General features: G+C 38.0%; 15 protein-coding genes and 1 pseudogene. 4 read left to right on the top strand and 12 right to left on the bottom strand.

All coding sequences use genetic code 11. The features are described from left to right. Nucleotides 1–205: 205 nt before the first annotated feature. From BLR86_RS17670 to BLR86_RS17640, 6 genes are all read right to left on the bottom strand, one after another. Nucleotides 206–868, bottom strand: a complete 663-nt coding sequence (locus BLR86_RS17670; RefSeq protein ID WP_090764330.1) for an amino acid ABC transporter permease — start codon at nucleotides 866–868, stop codon at nucleotides 206–208. 15 nt (nucleotides 869–883) lie between these two features. Beyond that, the gene (locus BLR86_RS17665; RefSeq protein WP_090764328.1) at nucleotides 884–1522 is read right to left on the bottom strand and encodes an amino acid ABC transporter permease; all 639 of its coding nucleotides are present in this window, start codon (nucleotides 1520–1522) and stop codon (nucleotides 884–886) included. Between the two features lie 91 nt (nucleotides 1523–1613). Beyond that, nucleotides 1614–2420 (bottom strand): transporter substrate-binding domain-containing protein, encoded by an 807-nt coding sequence (locus BLR86_RS17660; RefSeq protein ID WP_090764325.1) that lies wholly within the window; start codon nucleotides 2418–2420, stop codon nucleotides 1614–1616. A gap of 15 nt (nucleotides 2421–2435) precedes the next feature. Further along, complete coding sequence (locus BLR86_RS17655; protein WP_090764322.1) at nucleotides 2436–3164, bottom strand: amino acid ABC transporter ATP-binding protein; 729 nt, start codon at nucleotides 3162–3164, stop codon at nucleotides 2436–2438. Between the two features lie 552 nt (nucleotides 3165–3716). After that, complete coding sequence (locus tag BLR86_RS17645; protein ID WP_090764319.1) at nucleotides 3717–4709, bottom strand: Gfo/Idh/MocA family protein; 993 nt, start codon at nucleotides 4707–4709, stop codon at nucleotides 3717–3719. Between the two features lie 18 nt (nucleotides 4710–4727). Further along, entirely contained in the window at nucleotides 4728–6170 is a 1443-nt protein-coding gene (locus BLR86_RS17640) for a PstS family phosphate ABC transporter substrate-binding protein (RefSeq protein ID WP_090764317.1), read from the bottom strand. A 534-nt stretch (nucleotides 6171–6704) separates the two neighbouring features. Between BLR86_RS17640 and BLR86_RS17635 the strand changes: the two genes are divergently transcribed. Then, a complete protein-coding gene (locus BLR86_RS17635) occupies nucleotides 6705–7013 on the top strand; it encodes a YciI family protein (protein ID WP_090764314.1) in 309 nt (102 codons plus the stop codon). Between the two features lie 176 nt (nucleotides 7014–7189). Here BLR86_RS17635 and BLR86_RS17630 read toward each other — a convergent pair whose 3' ends face one another. Further along, complete coding sequence (locus BLR86_RS17630) at nucleotides 7190–9307, bottom strand: glycoside hydrolase family 3 protein (protein WP_254782364.1); 2118 nt, start codon at nucleotides 9305–9307, stop codon at nucleotides 7190–7192. A 191-nt stretch (nucleotides 9308–9498) separates the two neighbouring features. Beyond that, a complete protein-coding gene (locus BLR86_RS17625; protein WP_090764311.1) occupies nucleotides 9499–10707 on the bottom strand; it encodes a helix-turn-helix transcriptional regulator in 1209 nt (402 codons plus the stop codon). A gap of 172 nt (nucleotides 10708–10879) precedes the next feature. Between BLR86_RS17625 and BLR86_RS17620 the strand changes: the two are divergent. Continuing rightward, nucleotides 10880–11005 (top strand): annotated as a pseudogene (locus BLR86_RS17620) (helix-turn-helix domain-containing protein); the annotation flags it as partial. A gap of 95 nt (nucleotides 11006–11100) precedes the next feature. Here BLR86_RS17620 and BLR86_RS17615 read toward each other — a convergent pair. The 3 genes from BLR86_RS17615 to BLR86_RS17605 all read right to left on the bottom strand — a co-directional run bounded on the left by BLR86_RS17615 (nucleotide 11101) and on the right by BLR86_RS17605 (nucleotide 12478). Next, nucleotides 11101–11307: a DUF1657 domain-containing protein gene (locus tag BLR86_RS17615; RefSeq protein ID WP_090764308.1), complete on the bottom strand. Its 207-nt coding sequence runs from the start codon at nucleotides 11305–11307 to the stop codon at nucleotides 11101–11103. Nucleotides 11308–11393: 86 nt separating this feature from the next. Then, the gene (locus BLR86_RS17610; protein WP_090764305.1) at nucleotides 11394–12101 is read right to left on the bottom strand and encodes a DUF421 domain-containing protein; all 708 of its coding nucleotides are present in this window, start codon (nucleotides 12099–12101) and stop codon (nucleotides 11394–11396) included. A gap of 167 nt (nucleotides 12102–12268) precedes the next feature. After that, entirely contained in the window at nucleotides 12269–12478 is a 210-nt protein-coding gene (locus BLR86_RS17605; RefSeq protein WP_090764302.1) for a DUF1657 domain-containing protein, read from the bottom strand. A gap of 125 nt (nucleotides 12479–12603) precedes the next feature. Between BLR86_RS17605 and BLR86_RS25725 the strand changes: the two genes are divergently transcribed. Then, nucleotides 12604–12906 carry a hypothetical protein gene (locus tag BLR86_RS25725; protein WP_139185640.1) on the top strand — a complete coding sequence of 101 codons (303 nt, stop codon included), beginning with the start codon at nucleotides 12604–12606 and terminating at the stop codon, nucleotides 12904–12906. A gap of 35 nt (nucleotides 12907–12941) precedes the next feature. On the opposite strand, the gene BLR86_RS17600 is transcribed toward BLR86_RS25725, so the two are convergent. After that, on the bottom strand, nucleotides 12942–14174 hold the full coding sequence (locus BLR86_RS17600; protein ID WP_090764299.1) for a Zn-dependent hydrolase: 1233 nt from the start codon (nucleotides 14172–14174) through the stop codon (nucleotides 12942–12944). 177 nt (nucleotides 14175–14351) lie between these two features. On the opposite strand from BLR86_RS17600, the gene BLR86_RS17595 reads away from it, so the two are divergent. Continuing rightward, nucleotides 14352–14594, top strand: coding sequence for a hypothetical protein (locus tag BLR86_RS17595; protein WP_090764296.1), 243 nt, complete (start codon nucleotides 14352–14354; stop codon nucleotides 14592–14594). Nucleotides 14595–14627: the final 33 nt, after the last annotated feature.

Below are 14627 nucleotides of genomic sequence, written 5' to 3'. Positions count from 1 at the left end.
ATCATCATCATATTTGCTCTCTTCTTCACTTATCGGTACACCGCCTGCTTTTATTCCCATCGACTCTCGGTTATGCAGTAAGTTTATTAGTAACCTATTTCTGTTTTTTATGTTAAACTATGAACTTTTTAATAACAAAAAGGAAAGAAATGAAGCAACCTAATTGGAAGTAAAAAAATCTGGCCCAATTAATGAGCCAGATTTCTTATGCTTGTTTTAATTCTAACCTTCGCGCAACTAGTGACAAAGCATAATTAACGATAAAGTACAACAACGCTACAATTACAAAAACAGGTATCACATACGAACCCTTCTGTGCGTAAATAATTTGTCCGTTGTGCAATAAATCCGGCAACGCGATGACGACAGCTAATGATGTATCTTTAAGCAGAGAAATAAATTGACTGACAATAGGTGGAACCATCCTTCTCAGTGCTTGTGGCATGATGATATAGCGTAATGTCTGGATGTAGTTCAGGCCAGACGCACGTCCTGCTTCAATCTGTCCTTTTTCAATCGAATTTAAGCCGCTTCTGATGATTTCTGACAGCATCGCTGATTCAAAAACCGTCAGTGCCGCAATAGCCGCAGTCGTGATTTCCATTTCTATCCCAATTTCAGGCAAAGCAAAATAGGTGAAGAAAATGATTAGCAGCAAAGGAAGGTTACGAATCGTCTCGACAATCACGGTTAGTAATTGAGAAACAACGGGAATCCGCGCATATCTGAGAGTTCCAATAAGACCTCCAATAATGAAGCTGAGCACGATTGAAATGGCAGCAACCTTTAGAGTTACTCCAAACCCTTCCAGTAAAAATTTGAAATGTTCAGGTGTATATACTTCAATGAACGGTGCTAGAAAATCCATCTTGCGCGCACCTCCTTAATTACTTCTTGCCAAGCGTTTTTCTAAATATCCTACGCCAAGACTTAAAGGTATAGTTAAAATTAAATAAAATAAGGCCACGAAAACATAGGTATCAAAGGTTAGGTATGTTTTTGCAGATATTAAATCCCCCTGATACATTAAATCCCCTCCTGCCACGACTGCTAACAAGGATGAATTTTTAACTAAATTGATAAATTGGTTACCAAGGGGAGGGATGACGATCTTAATAGCCTGAGGGAGTATAACCATTCTCATTGCCTGGCCGTAAGTTAATCCTGTCGAGCGGGCAGCTTCCATTTGTCCTCTTGGTACAGACATAATTCCGGCACGGATCGCTTCGGCGATGAAAGCGGCTGTATAGATGGTCAACCCGATTGTTCCTGCAGTCATCCCGCCAAAGTTACCAGCCAAATAAGCGAAAAACACGATAACGAGTACAGGTATATTACGAATAAATTCAACATATGCCGTTCCCAACCAGTTAAGTGGTTTAAACGGGGCAATTCTCATAACAGCAAGAAGTGTCCCCAAAATAAAACTGCCTAATAAAGCTATTAAACTAGCAATGATGGTTATTTTTAATCCTTCTAAAAAGGAATCCATATTAGTCGTTAGTATCGAGAAATCCAGCAAACGATCCCCTCCTAAATAATCAGGATGAGCATATCCGAAAAGATTGCATACGGATTACAGCCCATCCTGATGAGAAACCTGTTATTAATTATTAATTTTTAATCCATTTATCCTTGATCTCATCGTACTTTCCTGAATCCTTCAGGCTTTTTAATGCTTTATTCAACTCATCAACAAGCTCTGCATTACCTTTTTTTACAGCTATCCCGTATGGCTCTTCAGTAAACGTTCCTCCGACCAATTCAAATGAAGGATCTTCTTCTGCCATACCATAAAGGATCGAATCATCTGTAGTCAGGGCATCACCCTTACCTGCCTTTAGTGCTGTAAAGGCTTCAGCATAGTTTTCGAATTCAAGTACTGTTGTTTCAGGAGCTTTCTCACGAATATTGATTGAAGATGTCGAGCCTTTAACAGCAAGTACCTTTGTGTCTTTTTTTAAGTCATCAATGCTCTGAATCTTACTGCCTTTTTTCACAAGCAATGATTGCCCTGCATCAAAATAAACATCAGTAAAATCAACTTCCTTTTTGCGTTCTTCCGTGATCGTCATCGTCGCGACAACCGCATCAACCTTACCATTATTTAAGAGACCTACCCTCGTTTTCGAAGTAACCTCAACGAATTCAGGCTTAACATCCTTGCCAAACATTTCTTCTGCCAACGCTTTGGAAAGATCGATATCGAACCCTTCCACTTCTCCTGTTGATGGATTTTTCAATCCAAACAAACGCGTGTCATGTTTTACGCCAAATACAACTTTTTTGTCTTCCTTGATCTGGGCTAGCACATCCTTGCTACTACCAGTAGACGTCTTGTCCCCGCCGCAACCGGCAAGAAATATGGCAGCCATTGCAGATACTAGCGCCATTTTTACGAATTTTTTTGTTTTGAACATTCCATTTACCCCCTATTAATGATTTAATATACGGCTGAGAAATAAGCGAGCTCGTTCTTCACGAGGATTCTCATAAAATTCAGCCGGAACTGCATCTTCTAAAATTCTTCCTGCATCAATAAATACGATTCGGTCGGCCACCTCTCTAGCAAAGCCCATTTCATGGGTTACTACGACCATTGTCATGCCTTCCCTGGCTAGGGTTTTCATTACATCCAGAACCTCCCCGATCATTTCGGGATCAAGTGCAGAGGTGGGTTCATCGAAAAGCATAATTTCTGGTTTCATTGCAAGACCTCGGGCAATTGCTACACGCTGCTGCTGGCCTCCGGATAGCTGTGAAGGATAAGATTCTGCCTTATCCAATATCCCTACTTTTTCTAGATAATGCCGGGCTGTTTCCTTAGCCTCTTTTTCGGATTGGCCCAATGCTTTCATAGGAGCCAGAGTAATATTTTCAAGCACGGTTTTATGGGGATATAAATAAAAATGTTGAAAAACCATTCCAATATTGCGTCTTAGCTTATTGATATCTGTTTTTTTATCCCCAACAGATATCCCATTTACGGTAAGTGTTCCGTCAGTGATTGTTTCCAGGTGATTGATACAGCGCAGCAGAGTACTTTTCCCTGAACCGGATGGACCTATTACCACAACTACTTCACCTTGATTGATAGTGAGATTAATATCTTTTAAGACTTGAAAATCTCCATAAAACTTATTTACCTGATTAAATACAATCATGCTTAACCTCCTGATTACAAAAACCTATTAATATCGAGTTTCTACTTTTTAAAATTTTCAGAATTAATTAAATTATAGTCATGTTTTGCCAGAACTGTCAAATCGTGACAAATTACCTATTTTTTTGATAGGCTATTAATACTATTTTGTATAGTGATAAAGTTTAGACTTTCATTAATGGAGGAAAAATGTGCAAAAAACATTTTAACCAGTTTGGATATGAAGGAACTAAAATAGCTCAAATCGCTGAAGATGCAGGAATTCGTAAACAATCACTATCCTACAAAAAAGGATTTATTTATTGAAGTTTATTAAGAGGTAATCGAAGAAGAACAAGCTTTTGTTCGTCAGTATTTTAAAGAACACATAAAAAGAGGCTATGAGTTTAATCATATGCCTCTTTTTCTATATGTCACAGCTTTTAAGATTTCATTTTTTAAACATCTCTGGAAGACTTTCTGTATATGGGGCATAAGCAATCCCATTTTCGGTAGTGATTCCTGTAATTAATGAATGATCGGTTATATCAAAAACTGTTTTAAATAAATGATTCTAACCTAGTTGAATGATTGTTCCTGTTTTAACGGATTGGTAACATGCTTCGATCACACGCATATTTTGAATCGCATTTTCACCCGTATAAGACGGTTCTCCGTCTTCCAAAATGACTTTCGAAATATGCTCAACCTCAGACCTATAGATATCAGCTGTTATTCTTTCTTCTCTCGTTACTCCTTCTTTTTGAACAATGATAAGCCCTTCTCCCCCATGATTATCTGGACGGAATGCTCTTGGAACCTTTATTTGACCCTCTGTTCCAATCACTTCATATTCGGCTCTAAAACCCATATCAAAGCTGCAATCAAAATGAGCACGAACTCCATTATCCATTTGCATATAACCAAAAGCGGATGTATCCACTTGATAATCCGAATCCATGTTGGCTTGTACTTGAACTTCTACTGGCTCAGCACCTACTATATTCCGAATAGCATGAATGGCATAACAGCCAACATCATAAAGGCTTCCTCCACCCTTATTCGCGTCCATTTTTATATTGCCTTCACGTTGGGCAAGTAAGAATGAAAAGCTAGCCCGCATAAATTTAACCTCACCAATTTCGCCACTTTTGATGATTTCTCTCACTCTTTGATGCTGGGGATGAAATTGATACATGAACGCTTCCATAAATTTCACATTTTTCTCTTTACAAAATTCAACCATCTCTTTGGTTTCTTCTGCATTTAAGGAAGCTGGTTTTTCACAAAGAATATGTTTTCCATGGTTTGCAGCCTCAATCGTCCACTTTTTATGTAAATGGTTTGGAAGCGGGATATAGACGGCATCTATCTCTGGGTCTTGGAGCATTTCTTCATAACTAGTATAAGATTTTGCAATATTGAATTGGGCTGCTACCTCTTCAGCTTTTCCACTGCTTGATGCAATTCCGGCAACCACTGCATTTTGGGCACGACCAAATGCAGGAATCAATGCTTTTTGAGCGATTTTTGCGGTACTTAAAATTCCCCATCTTACCTTCTTCAATTCATTTTCCTCCTCTGACTAATTTTTAATATATCCAACTTTTTCAATAATCTCTTGCCCCTGTGACCCTTTCATCCACTCCAAAAAGGGTTCAACCGAGGGCTTGGTGTTATTCTTTAAGGATATCGCATAAAGGTTAGCGGTGAAAGGATATTTTCTGCTGGCAATATTCTCTGGAGATGGTTCGATTCCATCGATGGCAAGAAGTTTAATATCCGGATTATTCCTCATTCCTGTTGCAAAAAAACGGAAGGAAAATCCGATTGAATTATCGTAATTCCGGTAGTCCGCAACTTGTTCAATAATCCCGCCCATCCCTTCTGGAACATCTTCCTTTAAAGGCTCCATGATTGGCGCTTCACCCATGATCTTTTCTAGCAGCGTTTGGCTGCCTGAATTTTTCGGGCGTTGAAAGGCTATTATTCTTTCGTTTTTCCCACCAAGCTCCGACCAGTTTTTTATTTTTCCAGAATAAATGCTCTGGATTTCGGAGACGTCTAAACTATCCACTTTATTATCCGGGTTAACAAAAAAGACAAATGCCTCCTTTCCAATTGGCGTCATAACCAATTCCTGCCCTTGACTTGTTGCCATTTCCTGCTGCTCCTTCGATGGTTCTGCACCGAAATAGATGTCCACTTCACCAGATAGAAGTCGTTCATAGGAATAAATTGTATTGGTGAAGCTGATAATATCCTGTGTTTCCTGGACTTTATTGATATTTTCGTAGGTAGCATAAGCAAAAGCGGAATAAACCGGAAAAGCGGCTTCTGCACCATCTAAGATAGGCATTTCATTAGGGTCCTTAATGGTAAAAACAGAAGGCGTTTCAAGCGTTGGTAGTTTATTATCTGGATTCATAACTTCATATGGTGATAAATCTGTTGAAGAGTAGCCTCCTCCATACTCAAAGCCATAGGATGGCAGTACCGTCTTACTCCGTTGCCATTGAACAGCGTAACCCGTACCCATTGCTAGGACAAATACGGTCATCACCGTCAACACTTGCTTTTTATTAAAAGTCAGCCATTCTCTTTTTAGTAAGATTGCTAGGATGATACTAAACACAAACGCTAGTTCATATGCTAAAGGTGCCCAAAGGAACAATCTTCCCTCGCCCATCAGCATCGTAATAAAAAAGATCGGTGCCATCGCTATATGTAAAACACCATAAATCCACCATGAATTCGCTCCGTAAAACCCCCCGTTAATTAGCATAAAAATTGCCCAAGTGACCGCCGTATAAGCGAGCGGAAGTAAGAATAGTAGACTAAGCCCCCTTTTATCATCAGATTTGAGCAGGGTTCTACTAGCAATCCCACCAGCAATACAGCCGCCAATGAAAAGCGGCAGAATAGTAGTAATCAAAAAATTACTTGCTGGAATAGCTATTGTGATGAATGAAATAACAAGTGGAACTACACCAAAATACAAAAACACGTAAAGCATTTTATACCCCATTGAAATCCCCCCTAAAAATAGCACTTTAGTGTAATTTTACACTTTATTCTATTTTTTTACAATATGTTCATTTACAGGTTTGGATAATGGACTTACAAGAATGAGAGAGGGATTTTGTAGGGGGGTTCCTTTTTAGTGAAGGACATATCCTCATTAGTTTTATTAAGCTTTGTCCTTCATCGGCGTTGTGAAGGACATTTCTTCACCAGTTTTATTATGCTTTGTCCTTCATCGACCCTATGAAGGACATTTCTTCACCAGTTTTATTATGCTTTGTCCTTCATCGGCGTTATGAAGGACATTTCCCCCTCAGTTTTATTAAGCTTTGTCCTTCATATTGGATTCTGCATATAATTTCACTTTTGCATCCACTGTTGCATCCAGTTTTTCACAAAGGAGGATTTCCAATATATTTATGCGAATAATAAAATAGAGATATTAAAGCAACTAGAATTAACCAAATTTACAGATCCCCATACATAGATTAATTACCTTAACCTATCAACAAACAATTACTATAGGAGGTTTTTACACATGGATAAATTACAATTTTTATACAAACTTAACCTGATTCCTGAATTATTAGATGAAGCCAATTGGACAGAAAGAGAAGAAGCGATTGTCCAGCACCATTTTGAAGTTTTACAAGGCTTGCTGCATGATGGAAAACTAATTTTAGCTGGCAGAACCTTAAATATGGATCCAACTGGAATGGGAATTGTTATCCTGGAAGTAGACTCTGAGGAAAAGGCAAGAGAACTAATGGAAAATGATCCAGCTGTAAAAGAAGGAATCATGGAGGCGGCGCTGTTTCCATACCGAGTTGCATTAATTAGGAAGTAATAGACTAGGCTGCCCCTAGTCATTTATTTTTCATGCACTAAATACCCTTGCCTATGTTTACCTTACATCAGATGATTCCCGATCTATGACAGGTCAAACCATTCGCAAAGTTCCTCCTCTTAAAAAAAAAGCGCTAAACCCTTACCAACCAAGGTTTAACGCTTTTTCCTGTTATATTAATATGTTAATCCATGACCAAGTTTATAGACATTACCATCGCTATCCTTATAAGCATAGGAAGTTCCTTCAGGCATATACTTGTCTTTGTCATAGCCTGGAACATCATTTCGTGAGAAACAGTCCCCATTTTCATCAACCGCAATGACTGCTTCACTTGCTGGCAATGTCAGCGGTAAAACTCCAACTGGTTGGAATTTGCCTGTGATGACCTCAAATTGCGGCTTAAAGAAGGTATCGTATCCAGCAATCAATGCATCAGCTAAAGGCTCCACATTTTCAAGAATCCACGGCAATGTGATATTCACGCTGATAATGACTTTTCCATCACGTTTATGGATGTTGTCACACACTTCCTTTAGATGATCCATACCACTTAACGTCGTATCTTGATACTCAGAACCATCTAAAGCTTTTATTGTTTTATTCTCGACCAATTCAAGTTCTAATAGTCCTGGTGTCGCATGGAAATAGTTGCCGGATTTTGGCTGTAAAATCAAAATCGCAACATCTGCTTCTTCATGATTTTCAGTCAATGTAATGGTTCCAAGTTCTTTCCAATCTTTCCTTGCTTGTTCTGTGTAAGTATCTGCTACTTTTTGATCCTTATGGAAAGTTTCAACATAAACTTTCTTACCATTAAGCTTTTCAGCTGTTAAAGGTAATGTTTGATTTTGATTTTTAAGAACTGTTACAGATTTTTTATGAGCTTCATAAGCAGCTTCCCAGTTAGCTGGAGTATTAACCACTTCTGCAGCTTGTTCAGGAGAAACATACGTACGATCATCGAATAGTCCTAACGTAAACATTTCTTCTAATAAGCGTACATTGGCTTCATTAATACGCTTTTCACTAATCCAGCCACTTTCGATTGCTTTTTTAAGATTTTCAATATCATTTGTATCGGCAACAAGGTCTGTACCAGCATTGATCGCTTTTGCAAAACGCTCAGCCTCGGTTTTCGTTTCTTGGCCCCAGGCCATATTATTCACAATTCCACTATCACTATTTACATAGCCTTTGAATCCTAGTTTGTCTCTAAGGATATGTTGTAAGAAATAATGATTAAACGTAAATCCAACTTCTTCAAATGGAATATCCTCACCCTCGAATTCTTGCACCGCACTCTTATTGATACGAGGAATTGAGTAATATGGCATGATCGAAGAAGTGCCATGTTCGACTGCTGCTCTAAATGGTGGTAAGTGATAATCTTCTAAGCTACCTGGAGTTGGATATAGATTCCATTTTCCTTCTGCATAGTGAGGGTCGAATCCATTTTCCCTTGCACCGCCGCCAGGAAAATGCTTGGTTGTCATCGCAATGCTATGCTTTCCAAGTTCTTTTCCTTGGAATTCGTCAATAATGCGGCCAATCGCATCAGAAATAAATTCAGGATCTTCACCAAACGTACCATATGTCCGCTGCCATCTAGGATCTGTTGCCGTATCCGCCATATACATATAGCCTTTTCTGATTCCAACAGCATCCCATTCATCACGTGCAATTTTAGCAAATTGACTAATCAATGAGGCATCGCCGCCATTTTTGATATCGCCTTTTGCTGCAGCAGCAAGCCCTAAAGTACCTGGCCATGTAGAAAAAATCCCAACTGCATCGTTCATACCGAAAATGGATTCACCATTTTCATTTCGTGAATTGGATGCGATTAAACAAGGAATACCAAGGCGGGTTCCTTCACATAATTCATTCATGGTATTAATCCACTCTGCCATTTCGGCTGGACTAAAATTGTCTCTATGAATGAAGTGACGCAAATGCCTATTTTCAATTGTATGGGTCGTTCCATAGACCTTTGAAGTTGCAAAAATGCTTTCGCCTTTTTCAACAATGGCTTCATCAAGCACACCATCATGACTTGTCTTACTCTTATCTTCTTGAGAAAGACCCATTTTACGCGTATTGATGAGCATCATGCCGACTTTTTCATCAAGGTTCATTAAAGAAACGAGGTTTTCTGCGCGTTCTTCCGGACTTAAACGCCAATCCTTGTAAGGTTCTAGTTTTCCGCTATTATTTAAATCTTTAAATTTCAATCCATCAACTTCAATAATATTCTTGACTCTAACTTCTAAATTCGGCTGTTTACGTTCCAATTTAATGCCTCCTAAACTTATTCGGTCCACCTTTTAGGATGTCCCGGGTAGTTAATATAGATTCATCGTACCAATTCGAATCCGCTTTCACACCAAAAAATGCTAACTTTTATATAAAAATAAGTCCTACCCTTAAATATTTTTTTACAGCAAAAAAAGAGGCCATGAAACATTCATGTGCCCCTTTTTGATTATTTGTTGCTTTTATATTCACTAGCTGTTCTTCCTTTTACATCCTTAAATACTTTACAAAAATAATTATAGCTGCTAAAACCGACTTGTATTCCAATATCAGTAATCGATAACTGCCCTTGCTCAAGAAGAAAAATGGCTTCATCGATCCTCTTTTTATGAATATAATCAGTCAAACCTATTTTCATTTCTTCTTTAAACTTTTTCGCAAGGTAATTACGATTAAAACCAATTTCTTCTGCTATTGATTGCACTGTGATGGATTCCTTAAAATAGAGGTTTATATGCATTAACGCTTTCCTCACAACCGGGCTGTGCCCTTTTACAGTGAAATTTTGAACCGCTTCACAATATTCTTCGATCATAATGAATTCCAACTTATCTAATTCAGACATTGCCACTGCCGCCTCAATTTCAAGAGCAAATTTTTCCGAAATCGCATGTAAATATTGAGGTTCAACCCCACCCCTAGCAGCCGCCTGCCTAGACATCGTGTTACTTGAAAAGGAAAGGTTTTTTTTGGCACGCAAAGGATTACCTGGAACTCGATAGGAAAAATCACCCGCAAATTCGAGGAATGCTTTCATGGCATTTTCTTTATCCCCTGTTTCGATAAAATATAAAAACCTCTTTTCTGCATCGTACCTAAGTTTTACATCCAAACCACTCTGTGTATAATCCTGCGGCTGAACAACGGGTTCGAATGGTTTATTGCTATTATTTAGACTAATCAGTTGGGAGTCAACACGCGGGTTAACAACTATATTCACTAACAAATCACTGATTGCTAAATATGACTGCCCTAAATAAGTTAATGATTTAAAAAACTTCTCCAACGGGTTAAACCAATTATTTTCTAAACGATTGTCTTTCAAAACCTTCCAAATAAAATGGTCTGTGACCCGCTCATTCAAGAAAGGTCCAACCAAAACCATTCCATGATATCTATTATTATGGTGCATAGCCACTGCCATAAAAGATAGTTGGAAACTGTCTGTATGCAAACAAAAACTATGTTTATTTGCCTTTTCTAATGCTTTTTGAAGGTCTGAATACATTGCTTTTCGAGCTTCCACCAAAATAAGCGGTTCACTATCATTAGAAAGGTGGTAAATCGTATGCAGGTGCTCATCGAAAACTTGTACATCGATATGAAAAGCGTTCTTAATAAGCCAGCATTTACTTAGCAGTTCATCCACTTGCATCATCCTTTAGATTCTTTAAACCATTTTAGTATAAAACAAAAAACAGCTACTTTGTAATATTAAAGACAAGTGATGGAACATTAAGTTCTTAAAATCAATAACCTGTCTTTAATGTTGCACATTATATTTTTAAAGGTACATCACTATTAATTTAGTGGTTTATTTAGGTAAATCAGTGAAAGAATACACAGTAAAAGAAGTAGCAAAACTTGTGGGAAAACACGAAGAGACAATTAAACGATGGATTCGTTCAGGTAAACTTCCTCATTCATATCGAAACAGCGATAAAGAAGGCTGGAGAACAAAGTAATCGCCCTTTACTAACTTGTCACAGAACTTGGGAAAACCCAAGATTGAGCTTATCTTGGGTTAAAGGTATATCCTCTACGATGATTATTACCGTTGATTAAATTGTGGCTCTTCTTGTAAAATTTGGTGGTAGCGTCCTTCAAGCAGGGTAATAATATTTTTCTGTTGCTGAGCTAATTGTTGAAACATCTGTTTTGTTTGTTGGTTTTGCGTTTCGATAGAAAATTGCATTAAGCTAGCCTCAACACTTTGAGCCGAAGCAATCGCTTTTTGCATTTGTGTTTGCACAGTCATCCAAACTCACCCCTTTCCATCATTTAACGTACTCCGACAGAGAGATAATTCCATCGAATTTGCACGAGATTGGGGTTAAAGAAAACTTACATTTTACTATAATAAAATTGCCCGCCTTCATCTATAGTTAGTAAAAAGATTTCATCCGTATTATTAAAGCCCATTTCGGCTGTTTTCTCCTTCAACCAGCTCATCGTTCCTACCTTTTCTAAATTTTTTTGCACCACTCTCCCATCCAAAATTAGGACTTTGGGATAGCCTTTTGGAGGTAGTGGAGGTAAATTTAAGTCCTTAGGCGTTATCGGATCATCGTTACTTTTTCTAATAACACTTATTTGTCCGTTTGATTCCAAAACAGCATAATCAATTTGATTTAAATCTGATGTACCTCTTAACCTTAAATCCATTAGTAAAGATTCAACCGTTAATTTTGTTTTTCTTAATTGTTCTTTCAATATTCGTCCATTTTTAACGAGAATGAGCGGTTCATCCTCTATAATACGCCGAAAATATGGAGTTTTTAGGGCAATATAAGATAATCCTAAATGTAATACAGCTATACAAGTAGCCGCGGCAAGTGGGCCCGCTAAAGGCTCTTCCCCCGAAGATAAGGGATTCCCAATGACATCTCCGATGATAATCCCGAATAAAAAATCCAAGGGATTAATCGTTCCAATCGAGCGTTGACCAAGCACTTTGATGACGATAAAACTATAAAGATAGACTATGAGCGCGCGTATTAAAAAGCCCCAGATAGATAAGTCTTTTGCTCCAGTCCAAAATTCGAAATCCATTTTTGAAAATTCCTCTCTTACTTACTTTTTCTTTTGCAAAAGGTGAATTATTGTTAGCTACTCCTAATCTGAGCTACTACCTTCAAGATGCATTCCCTTCTTTGTTTGATAGAACTTTAACCCAAGATAAAGCTTATCCTGGGTTAAGGTTCTAGACTACACGACAATTATTGCCCTTGGTTAAATTGCGGTTCTTCTTTTATGACCTGCTGATAACGACCTTCCAATTGTGTGACAATGTTTTTTTGTTGCTGGGCTAATTGTTGAAACATTTGTTGTGCCTGTTGGTTCTCCGTTTCTAAAGCAAATTGTGCCAAGCTGGCCTCTACACTTTGTGCTGAAGCAATGGCTGTTTGCATTTGCGTTTGTACTGTCATTTGCCTTCACCCCTTTTCATTATTTAAGTTGCTCATAAAAGCTAAAAAAATTCTCGTTCATTTTACAATTTAATTAATATCCTAATTATGAGTTCAACGGGGTCAAAGCTTTTAAGCGCTAATAAATGAGTTCTCATCCGTTTGGAGCTGTCTTTTCACCTATCGATATTCAGTCAATCTTCGCTGTATTAACGGAGAAATCTAGTTTCCGTAGACCTGTCGATCCGAACTATGCAACAATGATTCACTCAAGATTGATAAATGATGACCAAAGTTCATGGGAAAATCGTAAAAATCGTCATCATAACCCCGATGAAGACCACAACTCTTGGAGAAATCATGAAAATGGTCATCATACCATCGATGATGACCACAACTCTTGGAGAAATCACGAAAATGGTCATCTAATGACTTTCGAGACAGCCTAGTCAGAAACACCTAATCTAGGTGTCTCTCCTCTATTTTACTTCGATAACAATGCTAAAACGGTGTCTAATAGAACGTTTACGCCTTTTTCACACTCTTCCCATGTTGTCAGTTCTTCTTCGCAATGACTTTTTCCATTCATACTTGGAACAAACAGCATGGCAGTTGGAACGAGGCTGGCAATAAATTGTGCGTCGTGTCCTGCACCCGAGACCATTCTTTTATTTGTATATCCCAATGACTGTGCCGATTCTTCTACTTGGGTAACAATAGTTGTATCAAACCAAACGGTATCGCGCTCCCATAATTTCGTTATTTTAACCTCACAGCCCTCATTTAAACCTAAGTCTGGCAGTCCTACAACGAATTCCTTAAAGGTACTTACGATATTCGGATCTTTGTGTCTTGCTTCAAGAGAAAATACAACCTTATTCGGAATAACGGTATGAATGCTCGGATACACATTTACCCTGCCTATCGTAAATACTAATTCTTCATCTAGCGAGCCTAGTACCTTGCGAATTTCATTAATTAAGTTATTGGCTGCAAAAAGAGCATCTTTTCTCATATTCATCGGGGTTGTTCCGGCATGATCTGATTCTCCTGTTATTTCAATATCGAAACACGCCATACCGACCACACATTCAACTACGCCAATTGAAAGAGCTTCTTTTTCAAGGATTGGACCTTGTTCAATATGCAATTCCAAAAAAGCAGTTCCCTCTGTTAATCGATTCTCTACCTCCCCTTCATAACCAATCGATTTAAGTGCTTCCTCGAATGTTATTCCAGCTGAATCCTTCTTTTTCAACATTGTATTCTTGTCAAATTTACCGGAAAGTACTCCTGATGCCATCATTGAAGGCTCAAATCTAGCCCCTTCTTCATTGGTAAAATTAACAAGTGTGATGGGTATTTTAGGTTTTATATTATTTTCAACAAGTGTTCGAACTACTTCTAAACCAGCTAAAACACCAAGCACCCCATCAAACCTGCCGCCTTTTTTAACAGAATCCAAATGAGAACCTATCAAGATTGGCGGTTTATCCTCAACACCCTCTAATGTCGCATACATACAGCCCATATCATCAACCTTAACCGCCAATCCTAACTCTTCACAGCAGGTACGAAAGAAATCTCTAGCTACTCGATCTTCCTCTGATAATGCCAGCCTGGTTACACCATTGTTCTCTGTCTTGCCAAATTTTGCGAACCGTTCCAATTCATTCTTTAATCTTTCACCATTAACTAAAAGTTTTTGCCGCTTCATTCACATCACTCCTTTTAATTGGTTAATCTTGGAGTCTTGTTTTATATTTATGTAAATATTCAGTTATTATAATTCCTCACAAGTGGCTTTTTGAAGAATAAGCTAAATGTTTATATTACTTAATTTTTGCAAAACCTATGAACGAATGTGAGCTAGTGTTACTATGGAGGTGTGGATATGTCAGAGTTAGAACCATTAGAATACGAAACGGGAGCACCTATTCTTGATTATGATATTATTAAAATTAAGAACACAGCAACTGGGTTTGAAGTCCTGCTAGATATTAATTTAGACAGTGGATATTCATTATCAAGAACAACTTTAGAAATTACCCACGATGATTTACAAGGTTATGATACAAATGAAATTGAAGAGGGCATTAAATATGCATTGGGCTTTTTCGGAAAAGAGATTCAATAACCTTTCACAGAAGAATAACCAGCAGCCCTGTCT

The sequence above is a fragment of the Bacillus sp. OK048 genome, assembly GCF_900103525.1.
GTDB lineage: Bacteria > Bacillota > Bacilli > Bacillales > Cytobacillaceae > Neobacillus.
Note: the sequence above shows the minus strand (reverse complement) of the source record. Positions and strands in the feature narration are given on the sequence as shown.

Excerpts from the sequence above, each read along its gene's own strand:
- BLR86_RS17670 (WP_090764330.1), bottom strand. The coding sequence starts at position 868 with ATGGATTTTCTAGCACCGTTCATTGAAGTATATACACCTGAACATTTC.
- BLR86_RS17660 (WP_090764325.1), bottom strand. The coding sequence starts at position 2,420 with ATGTTCAAAACAAAAAAATTCGTAAAAATGGCGCTAGTATCTGCAATG.
- BLR86_RS17655 (WP_090764322.1), bottom strand. The coding sequence starts at position 3,164 with ATGATTGTATTTAATCAGGTAAATAAGTTTTATGGAGATTTTCAAGTC.
- BLR86_RS17640 (WP_090764317.1), bottom strand. The coding sequence starts at position 6,170 with ATGGGGTATAAAATGCTTTACGTGTTTTTGTATTTTGGTGTAGTTCCA.
- BLR86_RS17635 (WP_090764314.1), top strand. The coding sequence starts at position 6,705 with ATGGATAAATTACAATTTTTATACAAACTTAACCTGATTCCTGAATTA.
- BLR86_RS17625 (WP_090764311.1), bottom strand. The coding sequence starts at position 10,707 with ATGATGCAAGTGGATGAACTGCTAAGTAAATGCTGGCTTATTAAGAAC.
- BLR86_RS17615 (WP_090764308.1), bottom strand. The coding sequence starts at position 11,307 with ATGACTGTGCAAACACAAATGCAAAAAGCGATTGCTTCGGCTCAAAGT.
- BLR86_RS17610 (WP_090764305.1), bottom strand. The coding sequence starts at position 12,101 with ATGGATTTCGAATTTTGGACTGGAGCAAAAGACTTATCTATCTGGGGC.
- BLR86_RS17605 (WP_090764302.1), bottom strand. The coding sequence starts at position 12,478 with ATGACAGTACAAACGCAAATGCAAACAGCCATTGCTTCAGCACAAAGT.
- BLR86_RS25725 (WP_139185640.1), top strand. The coding sequence starts at position 12,604 with ATGAGTTCTCATCCGTTTGGAGCTGTCTTTTCACCTATCGATATTCAG.
- BLR86_RS17600 (WP_090764299.1), bottom strand. The coding sequence starts at position 14,174 with ATGAAGCGGCAAAAACTTTTAGTTAATGGTGAAAGATTAAAGAATGAA.
- BLR86_RS17595 (WP_090764296.1), top strand. The coding sequence starts at position 14,352 with ATGTCAGAGTTAGAACCATTAGAATACGAAACGGGAGCACCTATTCTT.